26 protein-coding genes are annotated in these 26,450 nt (G+C 55.9%); 13 read left to right on the top strand and 13 right to left on the bottom strand.

The features are described from left to right. Positions 1 to 86: 86 nt before the first annotated feature. The 8 genes from H7849_RS24640 to H7849_RS24610 all read right to left on the bottom strand — a co-directional run bounded on the left by H7849_RS24640 (position 87) and on the right by H7849_RS24610 (position 7,147). Complete coding sequence (locus H7849_RS24640) at positions 87 to 521, bottom strand: Fur family transcriptional regulator (protein WP_251106467.1); 435 nt, start codon at positions 519 to 521, stop codon at positions 87 to 89. 150 nt (positions 522 to 671) lie between these two features. Next, on the bottom strand, positions 672 to 1,106 hold the full coding sequence (locus H7849_RS24635) for a DUF2203 domain-containing protein (RefSeq protein ID WP_186743096.1): 435 nt from the start codon (positions 1,104 to 1,106) through the stop codon (positions 672 to 674). 9 nt (positions 1,107 to 1,115) lie between these two features. Beyond that, positions 1,116 to 2,273 (bottom strand): quinolinate synthase NadA, encoded by a 1,158-nt coding sequence (nadA, locus tag H7849_RS24630; RefSeq protein WP_186743095.1) that lies wholly within the window; start codon positions 2,271 to 2,273, stop codon positions 1,116 to 1,118. 257 nt (positions 2,274 to 2,530) lie between these two features. Then, on the bottom strand, positions 2,531 to 2,662 hold the full coding sequence (locus tag H7849_RS27170; protein WP_285288918.1) for a hypothetical protein: 132 nt from the start codon (positions 2,660 to 2,662) through the stop codon (positions 2,531 to 2,533). Between the two features lie 65 nt (positions 2,663 to 2,727). After that, the gene (locus H7849_RS24625) at positions 2,728 to 3,870 is read right to left on the bottom strand and encodes an IS481 family transposase (RefSeq protein ID WP_251106358.1); all 1,143 of its coding nucleotides are present in this window, start codon (positions 3,868 to 3,870) and stop codon (positions 2,728 to 2,730) included. A 148-nt stretch (positions 3,871 to 4,018) separates the two neighbouring features. Further along, positions 4,019 to 4,684 (bottom strand): DUF4386 domain-containing protein, encoded by a 666-nt coding sequence (locus tag H7849_RS24620; RefSeq protein WP_186743094.1) that lies wholly within the window; start codon positions 4,682 to 4,684, stop codon positions 4,019 to 4,021. A 220-nt stretch (positions 4,685 to 4,904) separates the two neighbouring features. Then, positions 4,905 to 5,399 carry an ion channel gene (locus tag H7849_RS26605; protein ID WP_222439737.1) on the bottom strand — a complete coding sequence of 165 codons (495 nt, stop codon included), beginning with the start codon at positions 5,397 to 5,399 and terminating at the stop codon, positions 4,905 to 4,907. A gap of 119 nt (positions 5,400 to 5,518) precedes the next feature. After that, complete coding sequence (locus tag H7849_RS24610; RefSeq protein WP_186743093.1) at positions 5,519 to 7,147, bottom strand: tetratricopeptide repeat protein; 1,629 nt, start codon at positions 7,145 to 7,147, stop codon at positions 5,519 to 5,521. A 149-nt stretch (positions 7,148 to 7,296) separates the two neighbouring features. Between H7849_RS24610 and H7849_RS24605 the strand changes: the two genes are divergently transcribed. The 3 genes from H7849_RS24605 (at position 7,297) to H7849_RS24595 (ending at position 10,867) form a co-directional block, all read left to right on the top strand. Then, entirely contained in the window at positions 7,297 to 7,656 is a 360-nt protein-coding gene (locus H7849_RS24605) for a PadR family transcriptional regulator (RefSeq protein WP_222439736.1), read from the top strand. A gap of 8 nt (positions 7,657 to 7,664) precedes the next feature. Further along, positions 7,665 to 9,770 carry a hypothetical protein gene (locus H7849_RS24600; RefSeq protein WP_186743092.1) on the top strand — a complete coding sequence of 702 codons (2,106 nt, stop codon included), beginning with the start codon at positions 7,665 to 7,667 and terminating at the stop codon, positions 9,768 to 9,770. A 92-nt stretch (positions 9,771 to 9,862) separates the two neighbouring features. After that, positions 9,863 to 10,867: a VTT domain-containing protein gene (locus tag H7849_RS24595; protein WP_186743091.1), complete on the top strand. Its 1,005-nt coding sequence runs from the start codon at positions 9,863 to 9,865 to the stop codon at positions 10,865 to 10,867. 187 nt (positions 10,868 to 11,054) lie between these two features. On the opposite strand, the gene tal is transcribed toward H7849_RS24595, so the two are convergent. Continuing rightward, a complete protein-coding gene (tal, locus tag H7849_RS24590; RefSeq protein WP_186743090.1) occupies positions 11,055 to 12,137 on the bottom strand; it encodes a transaldolase in 1,083 nt (360 codons plus the stop codon). A gap of 254 nt (positions 12,138 to 12,391) precedes the next feature. Here tal and H7849_RS24585 point away from each other — a divergent pair, with 254 nt between their 5' ends. Then, positions 12,392 to 13,273: a helix-turn-helix domain-containing protein gene (locus H7849_RS24585; protein ID WP_186743089.1), complete on the top strand. Its 882-nt coding sequence runs from the start codon at positions 12,392 to 12,394 to the stop codon at positions 13,271 to 13,273. After that, a complete protein-coding gene (locus H7849_RS24580) occupies positions 13,164 to 13,610 on the top strand; it encodes an integrase core domain-containing protein (RefSeq protein WP_186747929.1) in 447 nt (148 codons plus the stop codon). Before H7849_RS24585 ends, H7849_RS24580 begins: the two co-directional genes overlap by 110 nt. Before the next feature lie 759 nt (positions 13,611 to 14,369). Here the strand turns inward: H7849_RS24580 and H7849_RS24575 are convergent. Further along, entirely contained in the window at positions 14,370 to 15,269 is a 900-nt protein-coding gene (locus tag H7849_RS24575) for an AbiJ-NTD4 domain-containing protein (RefSeq protein WP_186743088.1), read from the bottom strand. A gap of 976 nt (positions 15,270 to 16,245) precedes the next feature. Between H7849_RS24575 and H7849_RS24570 the strand changes: the two genes are divergently transcribed. From H7849_RS24570 to H7849_RS24555, 4 genes are read left to right on the top strand one after another with little or no spacing between them, the layout of a single operon-like run. Then, complete coding sequence (locus H7849_RS24570) at positions 16,246 to 16,719, top strand: Sec-independent protein translocase subunit TatA/TatB (protein WP_186743087.1); 474 nt, start codon at positions 16,246 to 16,248, stop codon at positions 16,717 to 16,719. Beyond that, the gene (gene tatC, locus H7849_RS24565) at positions 16,712 to 17,515 is read left to right on the top strand and encodes a twin-arginine translocase subunit TatC (RefSeq protein WP_186743086.1); all 804 of its coding nucleotides are present in this window, start codon (positions 16,712 to 16,714) and stop codon (positions 17,513 to 17,515) included. Before H7849_RS24570 ends, tatC begins: the two co-directional genes overlap by 8 nt. Continuing rightward, entirely contained in the window at positions 17,515 to 18,390 is an 876-nt protein-coding gene (locus H7849_RS24560) for a M28 family peptidase (RefSeq protein WP_186743085.1), read from the top strand. Before tatC ends, H7849_RS24560 begins: the two co-directional genes overlap by 1 nt. 2 nt (positions 18,391 to 18,392) lie before the next feature. Then, complete coding sequence (locus tag H7849_RS24555; RefSeq protein WP_186743084.1) at positions 18,393 to 19,298, top strand: TerC/Alx family metal homeostasis membrane protein; 906 nt, start codon at positions 18,393 to 18,395, stop codon at positions 19,296 to 19,298. On the opposite strand, the gene nadB is transcribed toward H7849_RS24555, so the two are convergent. Beyond that, positions 19,295 to 20,866 (bottom strand): L-aspartate oxidase, encoded by a 1,572-nt coding sequence (gene nadB, locus H7849_RS24550; protein WP_186743083.1) that lies wholly within the window; start codon positions 20,864 to 20,866, stop codon positions 19,295 to 19,297. The two genes, H7849_RS24555 and nadB, sit on opposite strands and share 4 nt — an antisense overlap. Before the next feature lie 96 nt (positions 20,867 to 20,962). Between nadB and aroB the strand changes: the two genes are divergently transcribed. The 4 genes from aroB to H7849_RS24530 all read left to right on the top strand — a co-directional run bounded on the left by aroB (position 20,963) and on the right by H7849_RS24530 (position 24,166). Beyond that, complete coding sequence (gene aroB, locus H7849_RS24545) at positions 20,963 to 22,048, top strand: 3-dehydroquinate synthase (protein WP_186743082.1); 1,086 nt, start codon at positions 20,963 to 20,965, stop codon at positions 22,046 to 22,048. After that, positions 22,048 to 22,788, top strand: coding sequence for a ubiquinone/menaquinone biosynthesis methyltransferase (locus H7849_RS24540; protein WP_186747851.1), 741 nt, complete (start codon positions 22,048 to 22,050; stop codon positions 22,786 to 22,788). The genes aroB and H7849_RS24540 overlap by 1 nt, the downstream gene beginning before the upstream one ends. A 200-nt stretch (positions 22,789 to 22,988) precedes the next feature. Then, the gene (locus tag H7849_RS24535; RefSeq protein ID WP_186743081.1) at positions 22,989 to 23,405 is read left to right on the top strand and encodes an OsmC family protein; all 417 of its coding nucleotides are present in this window, start codon (positions 22,989 to 22,991) and stop codon (positions 23,403 to 23,405) included. Next, positions 23,402 to 24,166 carry a PASTA domain-containing protein gene (locus tag H7849_RS24530; protein WP_186743080.1) on the top strand — a complete coding sequence of 255 codons (765 nt, stop codon included), beginning with the start codon at positions 23,402 to 23,404 and terminating at the stop codon, positions 24,164 to 24,166. The genes H7849_RS24535 and H7849_RS24530 overlap by 4 nt, the downstream gene beginning before the upstream one ends. Here the strand turns inward: H7849_RS24530 and H7849_RS24525 are convergent. Both H7849_RS24525 and fmt read right to left on the bottom strand, forming a co-directional pair. Next, positions 24,163 to 25,518 carry a transcription antitermination factor NusB gene (locus H7849_RS24525; protein ID WP_186743079.1) on the bottom strand — a complete coding sequence of 452 codons (1,356 nt, stop codon included), beginning with the start codon at positions 25,516 to 25,518 and terminating at the stop codon, positions 24,163 to 24,165. The two genes, H7849_RS24530 and H7849_RS24525, sit on opposite strands and share 4 nt — an antisense overlap. After that, complete coding sequence (gene fmt / locus H7849_RS24520) at positions 25,515 to 26,450, bottom strand: methionyl-tRNA formyltransferase (protein ID WP_186743078.1); 936 nt, start codon at positions 26,448 to 26,450, stop codon at positions 25,515 to 25,517. The genes H7849_RS24525 and fmt overlap by 4 nt, the downstream gene beginning before the upstream one ends.

The raw sequence follows: 26,450 nt of genomic DNA, 5'->3' as shown, positions 1-26,450 counted from the left end.
GGAATAAAAATCTAAGGGCTTTAGCTCCGGGAATTTCCGCAAGGCTCTTAGCCAGACGAATTTCAAATACGCTTTAAGACAAAACTCTAATCAGCCTTCCGCTGGCACTCGGCGCACAGCCCCAACACATCGACTGCATAGCGTTGCGCAAGAAAACCGCCGGGCAGCTTGCCATGCTTCGCAGCCAGCCCTAGCTCTTTTGCATCGATGTCTGAAATCGATTTGCACCGCGTGCAAACCAGGTGATGATGCGGTCTGTGATTCGTTTCCACGCGCAGCGAGCCATGATGCAAGCTCACCTCGTGAAAAATTCCGCTCTCTATAAATAGATGAAGATTCTTGTAAACCGTCGCAAGTGAGATCGACGGAATTCTGCGCTTCACGCGCGCATACACTTCTTCCGGGCTGGGATGCCCGTGCATATTCTTAAGAATCTCGTAAATGACATGCCGCTGATGCGTCACCGCAAGCCCAGCGTTCTCGCACATCTCACGAAATTCCTGCGCCTCAACCGTGTTCACATTTCTTATTAAACAATAATAATTATCGTTTGTCAAAGTTCCACAGAGTCGTCGTCCTGAGACCCTGAGCTTGCGAAGGGGACGAAGGATCTCAGCGATCCTGGCTGGTCAAAAACCGCTGTTAACTCGATAATTGGAGAGGTAACTGAATCAATTCGGCCGCTCAGGCTTGCTCCGCCCAAACCGCTCATCAATCGGCTGGCGCCCGCGAAACCCCGCATCCACCGTATGCCAGTAATCAATCCGAGACTCGCCCATCTTCCAGCACAGCAGGACAATCTCTCCATCAATCATGTGCGGAAAATCCAGCAGCCCAGTCTCGAGATCCTTCACCTGGACGCCGATCGAATCAATCTCAGCCACAGCGTCCTTGGCCTGCTGCACAAATTTGTCGATCTCCGCCCGCTGGCGCGTCGCAGAGATCACATTCACCATCATGCCGCCCGAGAGAAAGATGCGTTGCCGCAACTCATGCAGCTCCGCCTCTTTCTCCTCCGCGCTTTTCTTGCCCTCGATGGCCCGCTTCAGCAGCGATTCGAGCACCGGCAGCAGCGATTGCGCCTCATCGAGGCTGAAGGTCTTCATGCCTTCATTTTAAGCCCGAATTTCCAGCATGCGATCCAGAGCCACGCGCGACCAGCGCTTCACATCCTCGCGCACCTGAATCCGATTGACGACTCTGCCTTCAACCAGATTCTCCAGCGCCCACGCCAGGTGCTGCGGACTGATCCGGTACATCGTCGTACACAAACAGCCCGTATCGTCGAGCGTGATAATCCGCTTGCCCTTCGCCGCAAACTCTTTCGCCAGCCGGTTCACCAGATGGATCTCCGTGCCAATCGCAAACATCGATCCCTCAGGCGCGCTCTCGACCAGATGAATCAGCCGTTCTGTAGAACCGAGAGCATCGGCCTTCTGGCAAACCTCCCAGCGACACTCCGGATGCACAGCCACCTTTATCCCTGGATACTTCGCGCGAACTTTTTCGACATGCTCCGGCAAAAAGCGCTGGTGCACCGAGCAGTGCCCTTTCCACAAAATGATCTTCGCCGCCTTCAACCGCGCCGGCGTCAGCCCGCCATTGATCTGGTATGGATCCCACACCACCATCTCGTTCAGCGGAATCCCCATCGCAAACGCCGTATTGCGCCCCAGATGCTGATCCGGCAGAAACAGAATCTTCTCCGCGCGCGCAAAGGCCCAGTCAAACGCCTTGCCCGCATTCGATGAAGTGCACACCAACCCGCCGCGCTCGCCACAGAAAGCCTTGATCGCCGCCGTCGAGTTCATATACGTGATCGGCAGAATATCTGCAGGCGACAAGCCAGCCGCCATCAGCGAGTCCCAGCAGTCTTCTACCTGCCCAATCTCCGCCATGTCAGCCATCGAACAGCCGGCATTCAGATCAGGCAGAATCACCTGCTGACCTGTACCCGGAGGATCGTCAGGACGCCCCAGCACATCGGCGCTCTCCGCCATGAAATGCACGCCGCAAAAAACGAGATACCTCGCCTCCGTCTCCGCGGCAATTTTCGAAAGCTTGTAGGAGTCGCCCGTGTAATCCGCAAAACGGATCACCTCATCGCGCTGGTAGTGGTGCCCAAGCAAAATCGTGCTCTTGCCGAGCTTCGCGCGCGCCGCCGCAATCCGCCCGTCTATGGTGTGGTCAGGCTGCGCCAGGTAGTTATCCAGAGAACAAACGTCCTGCTCAACAGCAGGGGCCGACACTATTTCTTCAACAAATACGCTCAAGTCCCTTTTCCGCCTTCAGTCCAAATGTGGACGGGGATGTTGAAAGCAATCACGGTTGCAGTGGATTCGCTGCGATGCCGCCCAACCCACGGGGATGTTGCAACCCTATTTCTTCGATGTGCCGCTCAAGGTTTGCGTCGCAAAATTGCAACCCTCACCGGACAAACCGATTTCATCTAATTTTAATACGAAAGAGAGCCAGTCTAAGACTCAGCCCTGCTAAGCAATTCATCAGAGCCTACACCGAAAGTTCGCCGTCATTTCTGAGCGGAGCCGTAGTCGTAGCGAAGAATCTCAGCGATGACGGCCGATTCACGACACGCAGCTATTCCAAGGAATTCGCGATCAAAGTCCTCGATCGCCAGTTTGACCGCCGGGGATTGGCTCACTCAAGCTTTCTTTTTGTCAAGTTACACGACATCGTTTGCAGTTTGTCTCTGGACATTCTTTCCAGTTAGGGTCGAGGGTTTTGAGCTGGTATCCAACGCTCGACGATCGTCGAGCGTTGGATGGCGGGATCGAGTTCCCGGATCAGGGTGTTGCAGTAATAGACCTGGAGCCGCTGTTCGACAGGGAGGATCTGCACCCATTCACCGGCCAGAGCGCGACCGATGCGCCACTTGGTATCGGCGATCTCCAGCTTGCCTTGACAGTCGACCTTCAGTACCCAGGCTCCCTCGGGGTACTGCCAGCGCGGCGGGTTGGGATCGTAGCGCCGCTCACTGGGGCGCCAGCGGCTGGCTGGAGTCTGCATGCCCAGGGCTTCGTGCGGACGCAGATGGTTGTGCTCCCAGCGATAGCGGTCCAGCCACTGCTGGGGCGCGTGGCCACGCAGTCCACGCCGGGTGAGCGCGCGTTCCAGCGCGCCGTGAAAGCGCTCCACCTTGCCTTGCGTCTGCGGATGCCCGATGCCGCTCCAGCAGAGGCGTATGCCCTGTTTGATCAGCCACAGCGCCAGTCCTGTCGTCGCCGCCTGTGGTCCGGCCCAACTCCACCAGGGCACGCCGTGATCCATCAGCATGGCCTCGGGCAGACCGCACTCTTGAAAGGCATGCTCCAGCCGCACACGGACCGGCTCGGCCTGGGTGCTGCCCACCGCCTCCAGCGCGATCACATAACGGCTGTGATCATCCAGGATGGAAAGCGGTCCGATCGGCTGGTGCCACGACTTGGGACCCTTGAAATCCATCTGCCACAGCTCGTTGGGCGCGGCCCGCTCGAAGCGCCTGGGCGCGGGGCGATGCCGGTCCTCGGGGCGCACCAGTTGATGGCGCAGCAGAATGCGATGGATGGTGCTTGCGGGCAAACGTGTCCCGCATTGCTCGAGCAATACCTGCAGTTTGCGCGCACCCCAGTCGGGATAGCGGAGGCGTAGCTCGATCACACGCCCTTCCACCTCCGGCGCGGTCTGCTGTGGACTGTGCAGGGGGCGTCGGCTGCGTTCCGCGATGGCTTCCACCCCGCCAGCCCGATAGCGCTCGACCCACAGCCGCCCAGTTGGACGCGAGATGCCAAACTCCCGGCATAAGCTGCTCAAGCTCCGCTCACGGCGCAACGCCGCCACCACAAACCGCACCCGCTGTTCCCGCACGTCCATCGTCTTCCAAGGCATCCTCAGTCTCACTCCCTGCTCTCGCTTCGCTCGCGCAGGGAGTGTAAAGGATGACTAGAAACATCCTGGAAAGCATGTCATGGCACTGAACATTCTTTTGGCTTGTGTGGGGCTGTTCGCCGCAGAAGTCCATTCAAGCACTTTTCTCCAGCACGACTCCACCGCCTCCGGTCTTCACCGCAAACAGCATCAAATAGAAGCCGGTTAGGACATCAGCCAGACCCATCGGCGGAAAAGAGATGATTTGAAATAATCCGCGCCTTTCCGGGAATACCAGGCTGGCAAAATACAGGCATATCCAGATCGCCGAAGCAGCGACGCCCAGCCCTGATAGGACCCTCGGGATATATCTCGATTTGAAAAACAGGTAAAAGAAAAGCAGCGAGCCGATGCCGAAAGCAATCCCGCCGATGTTCTCCGTGACACGCTCAATAGTGCGCATCAGCTCCGCCAACGCTTGTATGCTGGCCGTCCCGGCTCCCGCGGTTTGTGCGGAGAGGTAAAGATGCAGCCTCACGAATTCGCACATCCGCACCACCAGGGCCAGAAATGAATCTCCCAGGCTGAAGATCATCGCGAGTTGAGCCAGCAGACTGTTGACCGGCTTCAGCGTCGCATACAGAGCGACAGCAAGCAGGGCGCTACCCAGACTCACAATCACCACAGCCGAGAGCCCCACTCGATATAAGCGCTCCGACGCTGCGATTCGCTTTGCCGTTTCTGCGAAGGTTCCACTCCCCGCGACATGGGAGAGGATGAAGCCGCTGCCGAAAGCAACGATGATCACCCCGAGGAACAAACAGCCCGCAAGCCTTGCGTATGTCCGTTGGGTTTTGGCCGCTTCAGCGTTTTCGATTTCCGCCTCCTAGCTATATGAGTATTCCGAACGACGGCGGAGTGCCGCTTCGACTTTCTTCGACAGCTTTGGATCATCGACAACATCGGCACCCAATGACTTGAGCGCTCTAAGGATTTCGGCAGCTTCGGGAGCCTCAAGACCCGACTGAGATTCCGTGGTCTCAGAGGTCCCGATACCGGATCTGAACCAGCCCCTGAATGACGGCAAAAATCATGGCCGTCGAAACCCCAAACATCAGCGCTCCGTTTGCGGCCTCGATGGGTCCCAGCAGTCTCCACGACGGGCTCATCACGATATCTCCATAACCGAGCGTCGAGTAATTCACCGCCGAATGATAGATGGCCGTTCCAAAGTACCGGAACTCTCCGCAGATCATGTACAACTTGGCCCACAAGCAAATCTCGACCAGGTGCGCAATGAACGCTAACCCGTTCGCCCGGAAGACGATCGAAACATCCATGAGGGTGCTTGAGCCTGCGCGTCCGGATACCTTCTCCCGACGAAACAACTGCACGGTCGCCAACACCGCCAGCGCGTGAATCGCAAGCGTCAACGCCACCAGAAACGCGCCCGTCGCAAGCGGAACCAGAACTGGAATTTGGATATCGATCATCGGAAAGCGGCCTGCTACTCGCGTCTTAGTGTAGTGCATCATGCCGGATGTCATGGATGAAGGGTGGCGCGGACGCGGGCGCCTTTCTCGAGGATGCCGTCAACCTTTGGGTCCAACTCTGCTGTGCCGGGTGCCCCACATCTCGAAGAGATGTGGATTAACTACTTCACCGCCACCTCCGGATGATCCACCCCAAACTGCACCGCATGCGCCACCGCTGGACGGCTCGTATGCGCTCCGTTCTCCGTATTCCGAGCCACTTGCTCGTAATACGAACGCGCCAGCGCGGTATCACCAGTAGCCTCGGCTGTAGCACCAGCGCTCAGCAGCCCATTGAGCCGATTCGGACTCAGCTTCAGCGCAAGTTTGTACTCAGCCAACGCCTGCTCCGGCCTGCCCAGCGAGAGCAGCAGATCTCCGAGCATCTCGCGCGCCGGAATATCCACCTCGCCCTGCCCCAGTTTGTCCTGCTGGGCGGCAGCCTTGCTCATCGCGGCAATCGCCGCCTCCGGAAGGCCCACAACAAACGCCTGCCACCCCACAATCTCGTTCCGCCGAATCTGCGCACCGTCGACGTCATCGGCGTAGGGCGACTTCTTCATCCACGCCAGAGCTTCGTCGTACTTCACCAGTGCCTGCGCCGCCAGCTTCGAATCATGCAGGTGCCCGGCCGCAACAGCCCACCCCCAGTAAATGTCGAACTCAGAGAAGCGGTCCCCATGTGGCTTGCCCGGATCAACCTGCAACGCCGCCAGCGTCTTCCAGTCATGCATCTCCATGTTGTAGATGACGCGCAGCTCGTTATCGAAATACGCACCTGAGTCCTTCATGTCATCGTGCCCCGGCAGCGCGGCGATATGCTCGCCAATCGACCGCATCTGGTACGTCAGCTCACGAGCTTTCTCATCCTGCCCCGTCTGCAGATACGCATAGACAAGAAATTCATCGGCATGCATCTGGTGCGCGACGCCCGGCATATGCTCAGCCTCGTCTTTCTCTGAAGCCGCCACCGAAGCCAGATTCGACGAAATGGAATCCTGCCACATCCCCAGCCGCGAAAAGATGTGGCTCGGCATATGCAGCGCATGCGGCGACGATGGCGCGATCTTGGCATACACCTTCGCCGCCTCCAGACCCTCGCCTGCAAGCGCAGGCGTATCGCAGGTGTGAATAATGTAATGCGCCAGTCCCGGATGATCCGGATTCTTCTCAAACAGCGGCTTCAGGATCACCAGCGCATGCCGCTCGTTCGTCAAAGATGTATCGTTCGGCGCAACATCGGCCAACAGCGACAAGGCATAAAATGCCGCGCCCTCCGTATCGTCCGGATAAGCCGCATGCAGTTTGCTCATCCCCATCGCATAAGCATCGGCGCCCTTCTGGAAGCTCTCTGGCGCAAGACGATAAAAGTCGCTCAGCGCACCTATATAAGCCTGCTCGCGCGGCGTGATCTTCGTCTTCGCCGCAATCTCACGAGCCTTCATCATTTCGCTCGCGCCCGTCTTCAGCGCCTCCGCATCCGGACGCCCCCACAATTCATGGAACTGCGACATCGCAACGCCCCAGTGCGCCATCGCGCACGTCGGATCACTCTCGGCAATGCTTTCGAACTGCTGCTCAGCCAGCGTGTATCCAAACGAGTGCAGAAGTGCAATGCCGCGCTCAAACGGAGCCTGCGACTTCGCCGCGCACGAAACCGGAAAGTGCACCTGCCCCAGCTTCTCGGTGCTCAAAGGAGCATCGTCATGGTGATGATGCTCCCCACCCGACATCCCCGGCATGTTCGGCATCGATTGCGCGCTCGACCGTGGAGAAGTGACACCAAAACCGCAGCAAACGAACACGAAAAGACACGCGGCAATACGTTGACTCATGCCCGCAAGCTTAGTGGAAAGCTCTTATTCCCAACAAGCCCATTTCCCGTAAGACGAAAATTTTCATGCACAAATCCGATTTATTCGCTATTGTTGAATTAATGCCAGAGCGGGGCTATCTCGGAGAGTTCGAACTCATGCTCCTCCTCGCCGTCATCCATCTCGGCGACGACGCCTACGGAGTTCCCATCTCGCGCGAACTCGAAGCAAATCGCGGCAGAACCGTCTCGGTAGGCAGCGTATACGCGGCTCTCGAGCGCCTCGAAGCGAAAGGCCTCGTCTCATCCAGTCTTGGCGATCCCACCCCTGAACGCGGCGGCAAAGCGAAGCGTTATTTTCGGATCACCAAGGAAGGCCTGCATCAGGTCCAGGAGACGCGCCGCGTTCTAACGAAGTTGTGGCAGACACTCCCCGCCTTGAAATAGGAGGGCACATGACGCGCTACGAACCTCCACCGCTCGCTACCTGGATACTGGAGCACCTGGCGCCCGGCCACCAGAATGAAGCTCTCGCTGGCGATCTCCTCGAAGATTTTCGCGCCGGCCGCTCCAGCCGATGGTATTGGCGTCAGGTCCTCGCCGCGTGTCTCGCCGCATGGCTCCGGTATCTCGGCGATCGCAAAATGATCGTAGTCTTCGCCGTTGTCTGGTCCATGTTCGCTCCCGCCTGGACAACTCTGCAGGAACGCATCATGCACGGTCCCGAGCACATGTGGCGCATGGACCTCTCCTTCAAGGGCATCTCAACCATTGCCGTCTGGCTCACTCTGAACCTGATCTTTCTCTGGGCTGGAGTCCTCTTCTACTTCATTTCCCATCCCCATTTCACAAAGCGCTTCACCCGGCGGCAGGTCACGCGCGCATTTCTCCTCGCGGCTTTCGTATTCCTACCTGCGTACATTGCTACATTCATCGTCACGAACCTCTATTTCTTCCCCGGCCCGCAAGTCGATCGCAGCACGATGACTCTCCTGGGCGAGTTCATGGACGTGCGGTTGTGGGCGAACGCGATCCGTATCCCGTTTCTCGTCACTCTGCTCTGTGCACTATGGCAAGCCATACCCCGCTCTCAAAAAATGCAGGCAATTCCTGCCATGGGGGGCAGACCGGCCAGGTCTCTCATCGATGGAATCTGGCTCGACTCCAGTTCCGACGAACTCAGCGTGAAGCAATGCTTCGTCCTCGTCGTAGCTGCCGGCTTGGTGAATTCTTTGATCACGGCGTACCTGCTTTGTCACCTGCCCGAATCTCATTCGCCATCGCTCGCGTCGCTTTTCGTCAGAGCAGTTATCTACATTCTGTTTGGCCTCGTCGGAGGCGCAATCGGCGCGTGGCTTTATTGGAATCGCCCATCCAGCCCCTTCCGCATCGATCCTCCCGTACCGTTCGGCCTCTTGGCTCTCATCTGCTCGGCCACCTGGGTTTGGACTCCTCCATCCATGCTCCTGTCTCTGCAGAGTTCGCCCGTCGCGCCGTTCATCTCGATTGTGGGTGCGGCGCTGCTGGCCACAAGTTTGCGCGGAATAGCATCAGTTGTCCTCGCGCCCGCCCAACCCAGCTTGTCTTCTTTTGTCTATGGGAATGGCGATCTTTTCGCTACGGCCCTCTACGAGCCTCCGTTCGAGGCACACGGCTTTGTCATTGCGCTGTGTATCTACGCATCCGGCTACGCTCTCTTTCACGGTTTCACCTTGGCCTCAAGCGCCTTCGGAGCCGTGGCGACATTTCTCTTCGGTTGGAAATGGGGATTCGCACCGCCCGAGACATTCGACAGAACTACAGAACGCGAGCGCGCCGTACTAAGACTCACTTTGGTAGCGCTGCCCGCCGTCTTCGTAACGTTCTGGGCCATGCTCGGCGTCAGCTATCACAACGAACTTGGCTCCATCGGCGCAATGGCCAACGCGATCGCAAAGGCAAATGTCAGAATCAAATCACCCGCATCGTTTCCGAGCTACGGATACGAAAGCATCATTCTGCTGCCACCGCCCGCAAAGAAAGAACTGGTCTTTCCCTTCTCTGCTCCGGGACGTCTCACCGCTCCGGAAAAGTCCCACCCACTCGTGATTCACTTCGACGGCCCTTACTGGTATTTGCAGCCGCCCGATATTCGACCCGGCCCCATGGCCCACAAGGCCCACGGCACGCCCCTGTCCGTAAACATCAAGTCGAACAATTCGATTCCCCTCATCATGCAAGCGCACCAGAGTCTCGGTAGAAGCATCAACATAGCGCGCTGCCGCGAAATTCAGATCCAGATAGACAACCGCGACACCGAGTCCGGAACCATCACCATGGCGGTTTTCGTAACGGATTCAATTTTGCCGGGTAGACCCACGCTCAGCCTCGGCACGAAATCGCTCACAAGCCCCGCTTCAATCGGCGCCCAACCCAGGCACGAAACGCTCAGCTTTCCCTTTCCCGCTCACACATCGTTCCGCAGGTTCGACCGGATTACGATCTCCCTGCTTCCCGACATGCGGCACTCGCTGGTAGCCCCCAAGATCGCGATTGAACAATTTCAAATCTTTCCACGCTGAGTACGCGCGCTCCCCTGTCCAAAAATGCCCGCCATGATTGAAAATTTCCACTAGGCTTAATCTCACAGGTTCACCTCTGGCGCACGAATCCTATGAGTTACTACCTGATCCACACGACGTATCCCATCCTCTTTGTGGCCGTATTTGCGCGGCAATTGTGTCTCCCGGTTCCAGCTATTCTTTTTCTTCTCTCTAGCGGAGCACTCGCAGGCGCGGGAAAATTGAGTTTCGCCGGAATACTTGTGATCGCTGTCCTTGGCTGCGTTTTGGCGGACTCGGTGTGGTTTCAGGCCGGCCGAGTCGCAGGAAAGAGGGTCCTGCGGCTCTTGTGTGCATTGACCAGCGATCCAGGCTACTGCATCAAGCGGGGCCGAGCCGTTTTCCAAAAGAGAGGCGTCCGGCTGCTCTTAGTTGCTAAGTTCGTCCCCGGGCTCGATGGCATCTGTCCCCCTCTCGCTGGAATGCTTGGCGCGTCACTCCCTTCTTTTGTCGCATACGATGCCGGAGGAGCGTCCCTTTGGGCAGGAGCTTATATCTTCTGCGGTTTCCTCTTTGCAAAACAACTGGATATGGTCGCAAAGCAGTTGGCTGTAGCTGCTAACTTCCTGATTATTGTTTTGGGAATTCCTCTGTTGGCAATGTTTTTTTGGCGAGTTTTCATGCTCATCCGCATGATTCAATTGCTTCGCCCTCTGCAAATCACTCCGGCTGAACTCAAGCAGCATCTTGACTCGGATGAAAAGTTTGGCGTGATTGATTTGCTTCGCTTTGAAGACGACTGTGAAGGTGTGGCTGGAATACCGGGCGCGATCAGGCTTGCCCCTCCTGAAATTCGGCGCAAAAAGCGCATCACAATTCCTTCCGACGTCAATATCGTGATTTATTGCCGATCGAAGAATAGTTTCGTCAGTGCACGAGTCGCTGCTGCGATGCGGAAACATGGTATTCGCGGCGTTCACGTATTAAAGGGCGGCCTGGACGCCTGGACAGCGCAAGGTTTCTCTTTAAGTGATGAATTTGCGGACCCGGCAGCCGAGTTGCAACGTCTAGGCATCGAAATGACTCCGTCCTGGCATCCTCCGTCAACCCGGCCTTAATGATTTCAGGAGAATTAACGTCAGAGTTGGCGGGGGTGCCCCATACAAGCCTTCTTTTGGCTTGTGTGGGATTGTCCCCAATTTCCAACGCATGGCCGCTTCCTGCTGCAAAAAGCAAAGTCTAAATACCAAAAAGCGCAAAGCGGCTCCAAGTAGAAGCCGGAAACTTCAGTCCCCGGACCACCCTTCATTTTGTCTGCAGGCTTTCGCTCTTCGACTGGATCGTCTGCAGCAAACTGTCCCACGACTTGTCGAAAGACTTCGCGCCGTCCGATTGCAAATCGGCAGCCAGCTTTGTAAGGTCGATGCCCGCCTTCTGAAACCCGTCGAGAACCGTCTTGAAGTCACCACCATCACGCGGCATCGATCCCTTCACTACCCCGTGGTCATGGAACGCCACCAAAGTTTCCTCCGGCATGGTATCGATCGTGTTTGGAGCTGCGAGCGCTGAAACATAGAGAATATCGGACGCTTTCGGATCCTTTGTGCCGGTGCTGGCAAACAGAAGGCGTTGCGCTTGAGCCCCGAAGTTCGCCAGTCTTTGCCACCGGTCGGAATCCAGAATGTCTCGATAGGCTTTGTACACCTGTTGACCAACCGCGATGCCCAGCTTGTTTCGCAGCTCGCTTGGCGCCTTATCCATCGTTGCCTTGTCCCAGCGGCTCAGGAACACCGACGCCACCGACCGAACATTCGGAGACAGGCCTGCATCGATTCGCCTTTCGATACCACGCATGTACGCTTCTGCGGAAGCGACGTAGTGATCGGCGGAAAACAGTAAGGTCACATTGATGGGAACACTCGAGAAGATCGACTCTTCAATGGCTGGATTTCCTTCTTTAGTGCCAGGAATCTTAATAAACAAATTCGGGCGGTTGGCTTTAGCGTGCAATTCTTTGGCGGAGGCGACAGATGCCTTCGTGTCGTACGCCAGTCGCGGCGAGAGTTCAAGTGAAACGTACCCGTCAACGCCATTGGTGCGTGTGTGCGCAGACAAGAACAGGTCTGCCGCTCTTCTCAGGTCCTGCAGCGCGAGCTCAAAGAACAGCGCCTCGTCGTGTACCCCTTGCTCGTTGAACCCGACAATATCCTCGTCGTAGGAAGCGCTCTTGGAAATCGCGTGTTCGAAGATGGTCGGGTTGGAAGTAAGGCCCGTAACCGAAAATTCGTCTACGTATCGCTTCAGAGTGCCGTTATTCAGAATGTCGCGAGTGATGTTGTCGAGCCAAAGGCTCTGACCGAGATTGTGGAGGGTCTGGGTTGCTTTCATAGTGTCATCTCCGGTTGATTGCAAGCATTGATTCTTCGGCTCGCCCTTCCATCCAGCGTCGAATCCGCCAGGCCTCAGGGCAAACTCTCAACAATCAAGAGATGAATGCCGGCACTCCCAGGATTCCCCTTGCTCTTTTGTATGGTCAATACATCACAGTAAGCGAGCGTTGCCGCGGTACGCGGACCAAAGTTATTTAGGCGGGGTGGCCGGGTGGCCCATACAAGCCTGGTTTTGGTGTTCAGTTTCATGACATGCTTTACAAAATGTCTCCGGACATCCTTTACACTCCGCGGCGAGCGCAGCGAGCGGCGGAGTGTAAAGGCGAGATGGGCTGGAAGACGATGGATGTACGGCAGCAGCGGGTGGAGTTTGTAGTCGCGGCGACACGCGGGGAGAAGCCTTTCAGCCGGCTCTGTGAAGAGTTCGGGGTATCCCGTCCGACCGGGTATTTGTGGTGGAAACGGTATCGTAGCGGAGGTCTTGAAGGCATCGCAGAACAGAGCCGGAAGCCGCATGCGAGTCCGACCCGGATCAGGGAGTCGCTGGAAGAGCAGGTGATGGCGTTGCGGCGGCGGTATCCGGATTGGGGAGCGCGTAAGTTGAGCGTGCTGCTCGAGCGATCGGGCCAGCAACTTCCGCCCAGTACGATCCACCGCATCTTGCGCCGCCACGATCTGGTGCGCGATCGGTTGCAGAGCAGCCGATGCTGTCAGCGGTTTGAGCGCAGCCATCCCAATGAGCTGTGGCAGATGGACTTCAAGGGACCGAGCGGATGGAATCAGGAAGTGGGTCCGTTATCGATTCTCGATGATCATAGCCGCTACCTGATCGGGTTACGGGCGCTGGGCAGCACGCAGGCAGAGCCGGTGCGCGAGCAGTTGGAAGAGGCATTTCTGCGCTGCGGGGTGCCGGAGGCGATGCTGATGGATCATGGCATTCCATGGTGGGGCCGCGATCCCGCTGGGGCTGACGAAGATCTCCGTCTGGCTGATGCAGCAAGGGATCCGGCTGTACTGGAGCGGGGTGCGGCACCCGCAGACACAAGGCAAAGTGGAGCGTTTCCACGGCACGCTGCTGCGTTCCATCCAGAGGAGGCGCCTGTGGGAGCAGCGCACGCAGCAGTGGCTGGATGACTATCGCTGGGAATATAACCATCTTCGGCCGCATGAAGCCCTGGGGATGAAAACCCCGGCGAAGGTATGGCAGCCGAGTCGGCGGAAATATCAGCCCCACCCGGCCGGCTGGGAGTATCCGGAGGGAGCGGTCTTGCGCAAGGTAGACGCCGACGGCAAACTCCAGGTAGGCGGGCAACAGTGGCATCTCAGTCGCGCTCTGAACCGGCAATGGGTGCAGATCGTGGCTGTGGAGCAGCGTGTGCTGGTCTACTACTGCACCACGCTGATCCGGGAACTGGACTTCTCTATCCAGCGATCGACGATCGTCGATCGCTGGATAGAAGACCCCTTCTGAAATCCAAAACTGTAAACAATCTCTGGAGACAAACTGTAAAGTATCTCGTGGAACTTTACACCTTCTTTTGGCTTGTATGGGGCAGTTCCAGTTTCCAATGCAAGGCCGCTTCCTCCAGCAAAATGCAATTTCGAAATATGGGGGGGCGCAAAGCGCCTCTAGGTAGGAGCCGGGGACGGATCGGGGTCCCCGGAACACGCGGAGTTCGTGTTCTGGGGTGATCTTCAGTCCCCGGAATAAAGCGGTCGCCGAAGGCGACAACCTTACTGCCGTAGGCTCATCCTCCGGGGTCCCCGTCACGCGCGTTGTTCGCGTGATGGGGTGGATCGGCGAAGGTCAAAGACCGCAGCGGATCACCTTCAGCCGCGCGTCGAAACCGACGCGCCACCTTCGGTCCGCAAGTGCGAACTACATAGAGAACTTGCCGGAACGTCATCGAGGAATTGCGAATGCCGACATATTCGCCTTCCTAATTGCGGGGTAACAGGCAGGGTGGCCTATACAAGCCTTCTTTTGGCTTGTGTGGGGTAGTCCAGTTTCCACCGCATGACCGCTTCCTCCAGCAGAAACCAAATTCCAAATGCCGGGAGGCGCAAGCGGCCTCTCGGTAAAAGCCGGGGACTTCAGTCCCCGGAATAAAGCGTCGCCTAAAGGCGACAACCTCACTGCCGTAGGCCGAAGTGGAGGCAAGCCGGCGCGACCTAACCGTCTACGCACTGAACACACCCAGTGAAATCGTTGGCTGGCTACAGAAGCATTTTAGAACGGGGGCTCTTCATCGTCCTTTGCCAGATCGGCCAGTAAGATTACCTGAGAAGCCGCCATCCCGAGAACGTATTCAGAAAGCTCGGCCGTTACGATTCCGCCTGACGTAGCTCCGTGTGATACCCCTTCGCCGCTGTTACGAAACGCATATAGACCGGTGAATGTCTGCCCAATCGTTTTCGGCATTAAGTTAGATTCGCTAGCAGTCGCCCATTTGACGAAGTCCCCAAGGGTCGTAGCCTTGGCATCAGGAAACAACTCCTTCGCCGCCGCTTCCACCGCACAAACAGCTTCCTTTACTGCATTTTCATGGTCGGGTTTCTTACGATCACGGAAGTGGCGAAGGGCTTTTGAAAAATGCTTTCGAGCAGCCTCCAATTTCAGGTCAGTCAAAGCCTTTTCCGCCTTGTTAATTTGGTCTATCATATGGCGTTTTCCTCGCCGCTGTACTAAACCATCTCTAAACTCGTACCCCAGACTCTCTTCTTCAAACAGACGCTGCATTTCCTCAGCAATAAACAGCTGTGATTCCGTTTTCGTGATCGTGACCACTTCGTCGTTCCGCTCGTAGACGGTGCCTTGGACAAGATGGCTGTGAAGTCGTTCGCAGAAATCGTAGACTTGTTCCCAGCCGATCTGATTAAGGAAAGTTTCGGCATCCTTCTCAGCCTGTTCAATGCTTGGAACGTAATTGGGACGATAGTTTCGGACGGGCGTTCTGGCAATTCTTCTAAGCTCCTTCGCGACGATGTGCCAGCCTGAAAGATAGTCCTTGCCAACCGCCTCGTTCAACAGGTGAAGAAGTCCAGTACGTGCCGAGGATGGAAAGTCTTCTTCGATCCAAGCTTTCTCGCGACGATTTCTTGCCGCAAAAGGCGGCGGTACAGTTGCCATTTTCTAAAAATTCTACCCTGCGCACACCTTGCGAAGAGAAATATGCCCCCTTGTCGTAAGTTCTCCTCGCACCATAAACCGCCGCGAAACTTAGGCTATGAAAAACCAGCGCCTCTAGCTCGACGGCGTGGCCCAGAAAGCTTTCTATTGACTCACGTGCACCGGTCCCAGTTTCCAACGCATGGCTGCCTCATCGAGCAAAAAGCAAATTCCAAAATATCAGGAGGCGCAACGCGCCTCTAGGTAAAAGCCGGGGACTTCAGTCCCCGGAATAAAGCGGTCGCCCTAGGCGACCAACCTTACTGCCGTAGGCCCATCCGCACAGGTCAAAGACCGCAGCGGATCATATTCAGCCGCGCGTCGGGCACCGACGTGCCACCTTGCTCGCGCCCCTTAAGCAGGCGGGATGGGTCCATATAATCCTTCATTTGGCTTGTGTGAGGCGGTTCTAGATTTTCTGCACGCAAAAAAATCGCTGCACTTAAACCCCGATTTGTGACACGAATTCTCGACTTAACTCAACGTTAAACGCACAAATTTGCCACGTTCTTCGGCACAGATACCTTCAGAAACTCTTATCGCCAACCTTTTTCCACAACAACCGCTGTCAAGCCCCCCAAACCTGAAAAAATCTTCTAACGCACACATTCCAAACAGAAAATAGCAGCAACAAATTGGCGTGCGATTACCGCCTGAATTGCTAAAATAGAAGAAGAGAGAAAAAGCCCGCCCTTTCGGCGGGCTTTTCTCATTTGAGGAAGGGGCCCCCCGCTAAGTGATTGAAAACACTAGAAAGCAGTTAAACTTTTTAGAATCATAAGCATAGCAGGGGATGATCCCCTGCTAAACTATTGAAAACAAATAAATCAAAGAGACACCCCCGGGGGAGGGGGGTAGGCCCTTGCATCGTGACGAAACCCGAAAACGGTCCATATTTGTGAGCCATCCTTTCTGGCAGGTATCATGATGGAACGAGATGCACTTCGGCGACTCCATCTTTATCTTCCTGTTGGCATTGGTCCTTTTCGGCCCCAAGCGGCTCCCGGAAATAGGCCGCCAGATCGGCAAGCTCCTGGCCGAGTTCCGCCGCGCAAGCAACGACTTCAAAATGCAGATCGACGAAGAGTTGCGCAACATGGAACAGCAGGAAAGGCAAAAGCAGTTGGAAGCAACCGCCGCGAAATCTCAGGCCGAAGCGCCGCAGCTCCCCGCCGAGACCACAGCAACCGCCGAGCCTGCAACCCCGGCAACGCCGACCATCCAGCCTCCGAGCACCGGAGAGCCGGTCAGCGCCACCGAATGGCCCTACAATAAAGACCTGCCGGTCTCTGAGATCGATCCTGGCTACCAGGAAGCAGTAAGAAAAGAAGAGCAAGTCGCGCGCGAAGCTGTAAACGGAACGGGCTCTGAAACCCCTGAAAGCGAGCACACCCCGATCCACCATGCTTGATTTCTTAGACCGCGCTCGCGGCGCCGTATCGGAACGCGCAGAACTGCCCGGCATGAGCCTTCTCGAGCACCTGGAGGAACTCCGCCGCCGCATCGTGCACTCGGTCATTTATCTCGTTGTCGGCTTCTTCGTCGCCTACGGCTTTCACGAGAAGATCTACGGCTTCATGGAGCGGCCGATCAAGTACGCGCTGACCAAGCATCACCAGCCAGCCCTGCTGAACTATCACAATCCGATCGACGGCTTCAACATGTACCTGAAGATCAGCTTCATGGCCGGCTGCATCATCGCCGCGCCCTTCGTGCTCTATCAGGTCTGGCTCTTCATCTCCCCGGGACTCTACAAGCAGGAGAAGCGCTTCGTGACCCCCTTCATGGTCGCGACGGTGAGCCTGTTTCTCGCCGGAGCCTACTTCGGCTACCGCTGGGTCTTCCCCGGCTCCCTCGACTTCCTCTTCACCTTTAACAAGGACTTCAACCCGCTCATCGAGATTAACGAATATACAGACCTGTTCCTGACAGTCATTCTCGGGCTTGGAGTGACATTCGAACTGCCGATTCTGGTGATGTTCCTGGCGCTCTTTGGCATCGTCAACGCAAGATTCCTGTGGAGAAACCTGCGCTACGCGATCCTGATCATCTTCATCATCGCGGCCATCATTACGCCGACGCCGGACGTTCTTACCATGTGTGTCTTTGCGACACCTATGCTTGTGCTCTACCTCATTAGCATTGGCGTAGCCTTCATGGTGCATCCGAGCCGCCGCCGTAAGAAGAAGGACGAGGCCGCAGCCTGATGTACCGCTGCTTATTCGCACTCCTGCTTATGTGTGCGAGTGCAAACGCCTCTACCGACGCCTTCAACGGCGCACGAGCTCTCGAATACACCCGCCAGTTCGTCTCCATTGGCCCGCGGTGGGTCGGAAGCCCCGGCCACGCCAAGGCCGAAGCCTTCCTGAAGAAGCAATTCGCCAAAGACAACCTCGAAGAAGACACCTTCACGATGGACACCCCGGCCGGCCCCCAGCAGATGCACAACTTCATCGTCCGCTTCCCCGGCAAAAAAGACGGAGCGATCGTGCTGGCATCGCACTACGAGACAAACTATCCGCTACGCAACATCAACTTCATCGGCGCAAACGATGGCGGCTCATCGACAGGTTTACTGATCGAAATGGCGAATCACCTGCGCGGTCGCACGCTCGACGGTTACAGCGTCTGGATGGTCTTCTTCGACGGCGAAGAAGCATTTAAAGAATGGTCTGATTCAGACAGTACGTACGGCAGCCGTCATCTCGCGGCAAAATGGCAGAACGACGGCACGCTGAAGCGCATCAAAGCTTTTATCATTCTCGACATGATCGGTGACAAAGATCTTGATATTCAACGCGATTCGAACTCGACGCAGTGGCTGCTCGATGTAATTAAACGAGCTGCTGCAAAAAATGGCGATCAATCCTATTTCTTTCAGGAACAAACTGCCGACTCCGACGATCATCTCCCGTTTGTGCGCCGCGGCGTCCCTTCGGCAGACATTATCGATCTCAACTACGGATATCAGAACTCCTACTGGCACACCGCCCAAGACACGATGGATAAGATTAGCGCGAAGAGTCTCACCATTGTCGGCAACACGATGCTTGAAACCATCCGGCTCCTGAATCAGCGCTAACGATGATTGGCGGAGCATCCATCTCATACTGGGTTGGATTTCACATCCTCGTTGCTGTCCTGTTAATCGTCGATCTTGTCCTTCTGCAGGGAGGCACACACTCAGCAAGGCTGCGAAAGGCCTGGGCATGGACAATTTTTCTCGCCACGCTGGCCTGCGGCTTCGCGCTCTTTCTTTCAAAGACACAGGGCCGGGAGCCAGGACTGGAGTTCTTCTCCGGCTACCTGATCGAAGCTTCGCTAAGCGTCGACAATTTATTCGTTTTCCTGTTGATGTTCCGCTCTCTGCGTCTCGATGCAGACGAGCAGCGACGTGTGCTTCTGTGGGGAGTGCTGGGCGCCATCGTGATGCGGGCCACCTTCATCGCTGTCGGCGTTTCATTATTGAATCGCTTCGCGTGGATTGAATACGTCTTTGGTACATTTCTGCTGGTTGCGGCGATTCGCCTGCTCCGTCATAAGCCCGGCGGCGAATCGAAGCCCGGAATGATGAGTTGGTTGCAACGCCGCTGCCTGCGAGGAGTGAAAGATCAAGGTGAATCGGGCGTGAAACTCGGCATGCCCGCATTGTTGTTCGTGATTCTCGCAGTGGAAGCAACCGATCTTGTTTTCGCGCTCGATTCGATTCCGGCCGTGCTGGCCATCACGCGCGATCCGTTCATCGTTTACACGTCGAATATCTTCGCGATTCTCGGATTGCGTTCTTTATATTTCGTTCTCGCCGGGATGCTCGACAAGCTGCGCCTCTTGCACTACGGACTCGCAGTCATTCTCGCCTTCGTCGCGCTCAAGATGTTGTTAGTGTACTGGGTCGAAGTTCCCGTCACAATCTCACTGGCCTTTATCCTGACTGTCTTATTGATCTTCGCCATCGCCAGCAAACTCATCCCGGAAAAGAAACACAGCTAGTCAGCGTCGAAGCGAACAGCGCTCTGATCTTTACTCAATACAGAATGTTTCTGAAAATTAGCCTCGTCTCGTTTCGGATAGTCGTTGCGGAAGTGCGCTCCACGGCTCTCCTTACGCGCCAACGCCGAACGCACAATTAATTCCCCGATCGTATGCAGATTGCGCAGTTCAAGTGAGGACCGAGCCGTGCTTTTAGGTAGCTGAGTGCATGTGCGTTGAAGTTCTACCTCAGCCTCACGCAACCCTGAAGCATCGCGAAGCAATCCGGCTTTCTGCCACGTAACCTGTTGTAATTCCTCCAAAAGATTCCCAGCTTGATGAGACGAAGGCGTAGACTTTGAATCATCAACAGAGATGGATCTTGCCTTAACGCCACTTTCCGCACGCATCGCCTCAGCAGCACGCGCACCAAAAACCAGCCCTTCCAGAAGAGAATTGCTGGCCAGACGGTTAGCTCCGTGAACACCTGTACAAGCGGCCTCACCCGCTGCATAGAGACGCTGCAAAGAAGTCTTCCCATTTACATCAGTCTTCACGCCGCCCATCAGGTAGTGAGCAGCCGGACGCACCGGAATAAGATCACGGCCTAGATCAAGCCCGTGCTGGGCAAGAAACGCTGAGATGCCGGGAAACCGCTTGTGTAAATCCACTCCTTGAACATGCCGCATATCAAGGTAGACAGGAATTTGCTCACCATTAGAGCCAATTCCCTCAAGCGTGATGGCCCGCGCAACCACATCGCGCGGCGCCAGCTCTTCCAGAGAATGGTAGCGTTCCATAAATCGCTCACCGCGTGCATTGCACAAATAAGCCCCCTCACCACGTAATGCTTCAGAAAGCAGAAAGCGAGAAACACCGGGCAGGCTCAATGCGGTCGGATGAAATTGATAAAACTCCATATCGGAGATCTCCGCTCCCGCACGATACGCCATGGCAATGCCATCCCCAGTGGCTACCGTTGGATTCGTCGTATCGCTATAGACCTGTCCCGCTCCTCCGCTCGCCAACAACACAGCGCTTGCACGAATAGCATGTAGCCGACCCTCGTGGTCAAGAACAGTAAGGCCAACGACCTCATCCCCCTCAACGAGCAGGTCAACACACATCGCCCATTCGAGCAGGCTGACATTTTTCAAAGCACGCGCATGCTCCAGAAGTGAGCGGCCAATCTCTGCCCCTGTCGCATCTCCGTTGGCATGCAAGATCCGGTTCCTACTATGAGCGCCCTCCCTTGTGAGCATCAGTTCGCCGTTATGACGGTCAAACCCTGTACCCCAGTGCAGAAGTTCGTCCACACGCTGTGGACCTTCTTCCACCAACACTCTTGCCGCTTCACGATTGACCAGTCCATCGCCGGCATTGACTGTGTCTTCAAGGTGGAGAGACACATCCTCATCGCCACCCATGGCTACGGCAATTCCACCCTGAGCGTAGCTCGTGTTCGATTCGCCCAGCTGCTCTTTCGTAATCACTAAAACGTGACCCGCATTCGACAAGCCAATAGCTGCACGCAAGCCAGCAATGCCTGCACCTACGATCACGTATTCTGCCGGTGTTGGAACTTCCATAAACTTTGAGGCTATCACTCGCGCACGCAACACTTCTAGACTCGCTAGCCACCGCAAAAGATGCGACAAGAATCCGTACGATACGATGTAAAGAGCGTGCGAACAATTCAAGTCAAAACTGAGTCGGCAAAGTACCCCGTCGTCGTTGGAAGCGGCTTACTGTCTACCCTTTGGCGAAGGCTGCCCAAACGGAATAGCATCTTTGTTCTTACATCGCCCGAGATCTGGGCGCTCTGGTCGAAGTACTTCCTTGCTTCCTTCCCTAAGGGAAATCAACCCGCCGTCTTATTTTTGCCCGCAGGAGAGCAATACAAACGGCTCACCTACATTGAACAACTAGCCTCGCAATTGGCCTCCCATCACGCAGATCGAAGCTCTCTCCTCGTCGCCTTCGGCGGCGGCATTATCGGCGACATCGGTGGATTCCTTGCCGCCATCTACATGCGTGGCATCGACTATATCCAGATTCCATCAACACTGCTGGCGCAGGTAGATTCATCCGTAGGCGGAAAGACCGGCGCAAACCTCGCATCGGGAAAGAACCTCATCGGCAGCTTTCATCATCCTCTCTCCGTCTTTGCCGATATCGATCTGCTGCGGACTCTTCCCGACCGTGAATTGCGAGCCGGACTCTTCGAAAGCCTGAAAGCCGGTGTAATCCGCGACGCGCGTCTTTTCCGCTTCATGGAACGCAACGCCGAAACTATTCTCAAGCGGGGCAACAAAGCGCTTGAATATGTTATCTCCGCGTCCATACGTATGAAGGCAGATGTCGTCGGAATCGATGAAAAAGAATCTGGCCTGCGCATGATTCTGAATTTCGGCCATACAGTCGGCCACGCGATCGAGGCCGCAATGCACTATCGCAAGCTGCTACACGGCGAAGCCGTCGCCTGGGGTATGCTCGCTGCTCTCCAGCTTGGACGCATGCGCGGAACAATCTCAACCACTAACGCAAATCGAGTCGAACGCACGATCCTTGACTATGGTCCGCTTCCTCATTTCAAAACAACAGCCCAACGTCTGCTTGATGCAGCATCGCGCGATAAGAAAAACCGCGCAGGGGTTCGCCGCTTTGTGTTGCCTCAAGAAATTGGCAATGCATCCGTCATCGAAAATGTAACCGACACTGAGCTAATTGCGGCTATCGACTGGATGCTCAGCAAGGTGAAGGAATCGTGATGCTGACTCAGGGCGCTCAACCCGCCGGAACCTCTGATGAGCAGAGCGCCGCTCGCGCCGTGCGTGAAATGTTCGACAGCATTGCGCCGCGCTACGACCTTCTCAACCATGTGCTCTCCATGAACGTCGACCGCCTCTGGTGGTGGCGAACCGCACGCAAGTTCCGCGACGTGCTTTCGAACCCCGATGCAACGATCCTCGATATCTGCTGCGGCACCGGCGACATGACGATGGCCCTCCTGCGCCATCGGCTAGCAAATAGCAGGCCAGTCCTCGCCGCAGACTTCGCGCATCAAATGCTGGTTCGCGGCCGCGCCAAATTTGTGGGACAAAACGCCGCAGCAATCGAAGCTGATGCCTTACAACTTCCGCTTGCGAATAATTCCGTAAATCTAATCACCACAGCCTTCGGTTTCCGCAATCTCGCAAATTACTGCGCAGGCTTGGCTGAATTTCATCGCGTCCTGCGTCCCGGCGGCTTGGTCGGCATTCTCGACTTCAGCGAGCCCGACGGCTTATTCGGAAAACTCTACGCGTTTTACTTCCGCCGAGTGCTCCCCGCGATCGGATCGCGTATCTCAGGTACCGCGGGGCCCTATGCGTATCTTCCCGCATCCGTGCACAAATTCCCGCCACCACATGAAATGCTCGATGAGATGCGCGGCATCGGGTTCACAAACGTTTCATGGCAACCCTATAGCTTCGGCATTGCCGGACTCTACCGCGGTATGAAAGCCTGAATTAAGCACCATGCTTGGAAGGATGGGAGACAAAACGCAGGTTTCGTGCCATTGTACCCTTCCCGACAATAGAGATGCGTCGAGTACACGACGGATCACTGCCCTTGAAGACGACTTCAAGCTGGAATGCCCCGAGGTCTATCGTGTCCTGGTCCATCCGGAACCTGCCAGGACAATCATCATCAGTGAAAGGAAGTTATATGATCGCAAGCACTGAATGGAAGGAAGGAACGCAGTATGTAGGGAGTTCAGGGAGTGGCCACACGATACATTTCGATGCCGATCAGGCACACACTACAGGACCAAGCCCAATGGAGGTCGTTTTAACAGCGCTCTGCGGGTGCACCTCGATGGATATTGTCAGTATTCTGCAGAAGAAGCGCGAACCGATTACCAGTCTTGCAGTTTCTGCGGAGGCACAACAGTCCCCAGCTCCGCCGCGCGTGTTCACACATATTCGGCTGGTCTATCGCGTCGGGGGTGCGGTTTCGAAAAAGGGAATGGAAGACGCCGTTTCACTTTCAAAGAATAAATACTGCTCCGTATCCAAAATGCTGGAAAAGAATGCTGCAATCGAGTTCGTCATCGAATATATGGATGGAGTTCCGCGCGAATGATTCCCTTCTTTCGGCTCGCATTGGTGTTCTTGCTTTTGTGTGTTGTCGCGTTGCTGTCGGCCATAACGACGATGCATTTTGCCATCCATGGAGCGGAAGTTTCAGTACCGGACTTCAGAGGATTAACAACAGCTGATGCGATGCGAAAAGCTGCCTCCCTTGAGTTGAACCTGAGCGTCGACAATCATTTCTACAGTGCTGAGATGCCGTCAGGCCGCGTTCTTTCTCAATCTCCGGCATCAGGCACGGTTGTCCGCCGCGAATGGCATGTTCGTATTACGGAAAGCCTTGGTCCCCAACGAATGGCGATTCCCAATGTAATTGGACAGCCGGAGAGAGCGGCAACAATCGCCATTCGGCGCGCCGGGCTTGATCTTGGGAATGTCGCGCGAATGCCCTACTCCGGCGCATCAGCAAGTGCTGTCATCGCGCAGAATCCTGCACCGGATGCTCTGGGAGTGGGACGGCCCAGCATGAGCTTATTGGTCGCATATGCCGGGCGCACAAGCGCTGACGGAACCGACGTTGTGATGCCGGATCTCACCGGGCAATTGTTCGCTGCTGCTGCTGCCGCCATAACCCACGCAGGTCTCAAGCTAACGCCTACAACGGTTGTACCAACAAGTGTTCCCGCCGTTTCAGTCAATACAACGCAGACCCTGACTGCCCCAGTTCCCCCGGGCACCGTGACAGCGCAATTACCGATTGCAGGGCATCGCGTTGATGCAAACACCACAATTCAATTGACCGTTGCCCGCTAGGCAGGACGTACTAGCAAAGCCGCGAAGAAACCATCGCATGCGTGAACGCCGGGCAGCGTGCGCAGACAGCCATTTACAAGTGTGGTGGCGCGCAACGTGTCTGCACCTTCAGCGTGAAGAACCCCAGCACCCGCGATCCGCTCAATCTCCTGATCCAGGCGAATCATTTCAAAATCATCTCGACGATTGAGGCACTCGCGAACAACAAGATCATTTTCTTCTGGCTCGAGAGAGCACGTGGAATAGAGGAGTCGACCGCCTGCTTTGATACCTCCCATTACGCAATTCAGAATTGCCACTTGACGATCGTATTGGCGCTTCAATTCTTCCGGTCTGAGCCGATGACGAATTTCTGGATTTCGCGCCAGCGTTCCAGTGCCACTGCATGGCGCGTCACACAAAACGAGATCAAACTCTGGTCTAAGCGTGAGGGTAGCTGCATCGGCCAATTTGAAATTGATTCCGGGCCCGTAAGAAGTGTTCTGCAAGACTTGTTGCATTTTGGCGAGCCGTCTCTTGCTGACATCACAGGCAATGATTGAGGCATCAGGATTGCGTTCTGCCAGAATAGCGGTCTTCCCACCGGGAGCTGCGCAGGCGTCTAGAATCCGCATCCCATGTCCTGCGATTTCTGCGATAAGTTGCGATCCCTCATCTTGAATGCGCACCCTGCCGTTTTTAAGGGCGGTAGTCGCCGAGACGTCGCCACTTGTCACTCTGCGGACATTGACCAGGAAGTTTCCGGGAGCAAGCTCGATAGCTTCCTGCAGTAATGCCTGCTCTGCATCTCGTGTCATCAGTCGAACAAAGACAGGGGCAGGCTGTTGGTCGTATTCACAGATTCGCAGTGCCGTTTGCAATCCGAAGTTCTTCACCCAGCGTTCGACCAGCCACTGAGGGTGCGCAAAGGCCTCCGCCAAATCGGCGGTTTTGATGATTCCAGACGTCGCTCCTGGTTTGGGCTGCGCTGCGATCTTGCGCAGAATTGCATTCACCATTCCGGCAGCGAATTTGTTGGCTGTGCCTTTGGCGAGTTCAACACTTTCGCCAATTGCCGCATAGACGGGCACACGATCAAGATAGAGCAACTGAAATGCACCAAGTCGCAATGCAATTTTCACTACAGGGTCAAGTTGTGTGTTGGGGCGGGTCAGTAGTGCGGTAATGCGCGTGTCCAGAGCAATCTGCCATCTTAGAGTGCCCATTACCAGGTTTGTGGCTAGATTGCGGTCTTGTGAGGATAGCCTTGCCACGGCAGGTTGATATAACAATTCGTCACTATTACCTGCGCTGCGTTCTACTTTCAGCAAAATCTCAAAGGCTACGGCACGTGCTGGCGCAACGCCGTTCATCCCAGGCGATCGCCAGTCGTCAACTGGTGGCCGCGCAGAAAATCTGCCGCAGACATGCGTTTTTTGCCTTCTGCCTGAACTCCAAAGATTTCAAGCCGGCTATTTGCACCGCAGTCGACAAAGAGTTGACCATGTTCGACACCTACCTCACCTGGCACGCTCTGTTCGCCCCGGAGTTCCATTGGCATCATATGGTGGAAGGCTAGCTTTTTACCGCGGAATTGCGTGTAGGCTCCGGGCCAGGGCTGAAAGCCACGCCACCGGTTATAGATTTCCATTGCTGAACGAGTGAAATCAACCTGCCCGTCCTCTCGTTTTAGAATCGGCGCGAGCGTGGCCTGTGAATCATCCTGCTTTCTGGGGTTAATGGTGCCCGCGGTCAGTCTCTCAAGAGTTTCGACCATTAACGGAGCACCCATTTCGGCCAGCAATGGAAATATGTCCTCTGCCGTGTGATCAGGAGCGATCGGCAGTTCACGCTGCATGAGCATATCGCCAGTATCCAGGCCCTCGTCGATGCGCATGGTGGTTGCCCCCGTTACCGGCTCTCCATTCGCAACTGCCCATTGAATCGGGGCAGCACCACGATACTTAGGCAGCAAAGATGCGTGCAGATTCAGATTGCCGAAGTGCGGCAGATCCAACATCCACTTCGGAATAATGCGGCCGTAGGCTACAACGATGATCGCCTCAGGCTGAATCATTTCCAATTGCGCACGAAAATCCTGGTTGTTTTTTATCTTTTCTGGCTGCGCGATTGGAATACCAGCGGCGAGCGCGGCGTGTTTCACCGGTGGAGCGACAAGTTGCATACCCCGTCCGCTAGGACGGTCGGGCTGCGTAACGACAAGCCGGATGTCGTGCCCGGCACGTAGCAGCGCCTTCAGCGTTGGAACCGCGAACTGCGGAGTGCCGCAAAAAACAAGGCGCAT

Origin of the sequence: Alloacidobacterium dinghuense, assembly GCF_014274465.1 — a bacterium.
Taxonomy (GTDB): domain Bacteria; phylum Acidobacteriota; class Terriglobia; order Terriglobales; family Acidobacteriaceae; genus Alloacidobacterium; species Alloacidobacterium dinghuense.
The sequence above is the reverse complement of the archived record's forward strand: the minus strand, read 5'-3'. Positions and strand labels throughout refer to the sequence as shown.

What these genes read in the sequence shown, in the direction of transcription:
- H7849_RS24635 (WP_186743096.1), bottom strand. Translation starts at nt 1,106, where the DNA reads ATGAAGACCTTCAGCCTCGATGAGGCGCAATCGCTGCTGCCGGTGCTC.
- H7849_RS24625 (WP_251106358.1), bottom strand. Translation starts at nt 3,870, where the DNA reads ATGGACGTGCGGGAACAGCGGGTGCGGTTTGTGGTGGCGGCGTTGCGC.
- H7849_RS26605 (WP_222439737.1), bottom strand. Translation starts at nt 5,399, where the DNA reads ATGATGCACTACACTAAGACGCGAGTAGCAGGCCGCTTTCCGATGATC.
- H7849_RS24610 (WP_186743093.1), bottom strand. Translation starts at nt 7,147, where the DNA reads ATGCCGAACATGCCGGGGATGTCGGGTGGGGAGCATCATCACCATGAC.
- H7849_RS24605 (WP_222439736.1), top strand. Translation starts at nt 7,297, where the DNA reads ATGCACAAATCCGATTTATTCGCTATTGTTGAATTAATGCCAGAGCGG.
- H7849_RS24600 (WP_186743092.1), top strand. Translation starts at nt 7,665, where the DNA reads ATGACGCGCTACGAACCTCCACCGCTCGCTACCTGGATACTGGAGCAC.
- H7849_RS24595 (WP_186743091.1), top strand. Translation starts at nt 9,863, where the DNA reads ATGAGTTACTACCTGATCCACACGACGTATCCCATCCTCTTTGTGGCC.
- tal (WP_186743090.1), bottom strand. Translation starts at nt 12,137, where the DNA reads ATGAAAGCAACCCAGACCCTCCACAATCTCGGTCAGAGCCTTTGGCTC.
- H7849_RS24585 (WP_186743089.1), top strand. Translation starts at nt 12,392, where the DNA reads ATGCTTTACAAAATGTCTCCGGACATCCTTTACACTCCGCGGCGAGCG.
- H7849_RS24575 (WP_186743088.1), bottom strand. Translation starts at nt 15,269, where the DNA reads ATGGCAACTGTACCGCCGCCTTTTGCGGCAAGAAATCGTCGCGAGAAA.
- H7849_RS24570 (WP_186743087.1), top strand. Translation starts at nt 16,246, where the DNA reads ATGCACTTCGGCGACTCCATCTTTATCTTCCTGTTGGCATTGGTCCTT.
- tatC (WP_186743086.1), top strand. Translation starts at nt 16,712, where the DNA reads ATGCTTGATTTCTTAGACCGCGCTCGCGGCGCCGTATCGGAACGCGCA.
- H7849_RS24560 (WP_186743085.1), top strand. Translation starts at nt 17,515, where the DNA reads ATGTACCGCTGCTTATTCGCACTCCTGCTTATGTGTGCGAGTGCAAAC.
- H7849_RS24555 (WP_186743084.1), top strand. Translation starts at nt 18,393, where the DNA reads ATGATTGGCGGAGCATCCATCTCATACTGGGTTGGATTTCACATCCTC.
- nadB (WP_186743083.1), bottom strand. Translation starts at nt 20,866, where the DNA reads ATGGAAGTTCCAACACCGGCAGAATACGTGATCGTAGGTGCAGGCATT.
- H7849_RS24540 (WP_186747851.1), top strand. Translation starts at nt 22,048, where the DNA reads ATGCTGACTCAGGGCGCTCAACCCGCCGGAACCTCTGATGAGCAGAGC.
- H7849_RS24535 (WP_186743081.1), top strand. Translation starts at nt 22,989, where the DNA reads ATGATCGCAAGCACTGAATGGAAGGAAGGAACGCAGTATGTAGGGAGT.
- H7849_RS24530 (WP_186743080.1), top strand. Translation starts at nt 23,402, where the DNA reads ATGATTCCCTTCTTTCGGCTCGCATTGGTGTTCTTGCTTTTGTGTGTT.
- H7849_RS24525 (WP_186743079.1), bottom strand. Translation starts at nt 25,518, where the DNA reads ATGAACGGCGTTGCGCCAGCACGTGCCGTAGCCTTTGAGATTTTGCTG.
- fmt (WP_186743078.1), bottom strand. Translation starts at nt 26,450, where the DNA reads ATGCGCCTTGTTTTTTGCGGCACTCCGCAGTTCGCGGTTCCAACGCTG.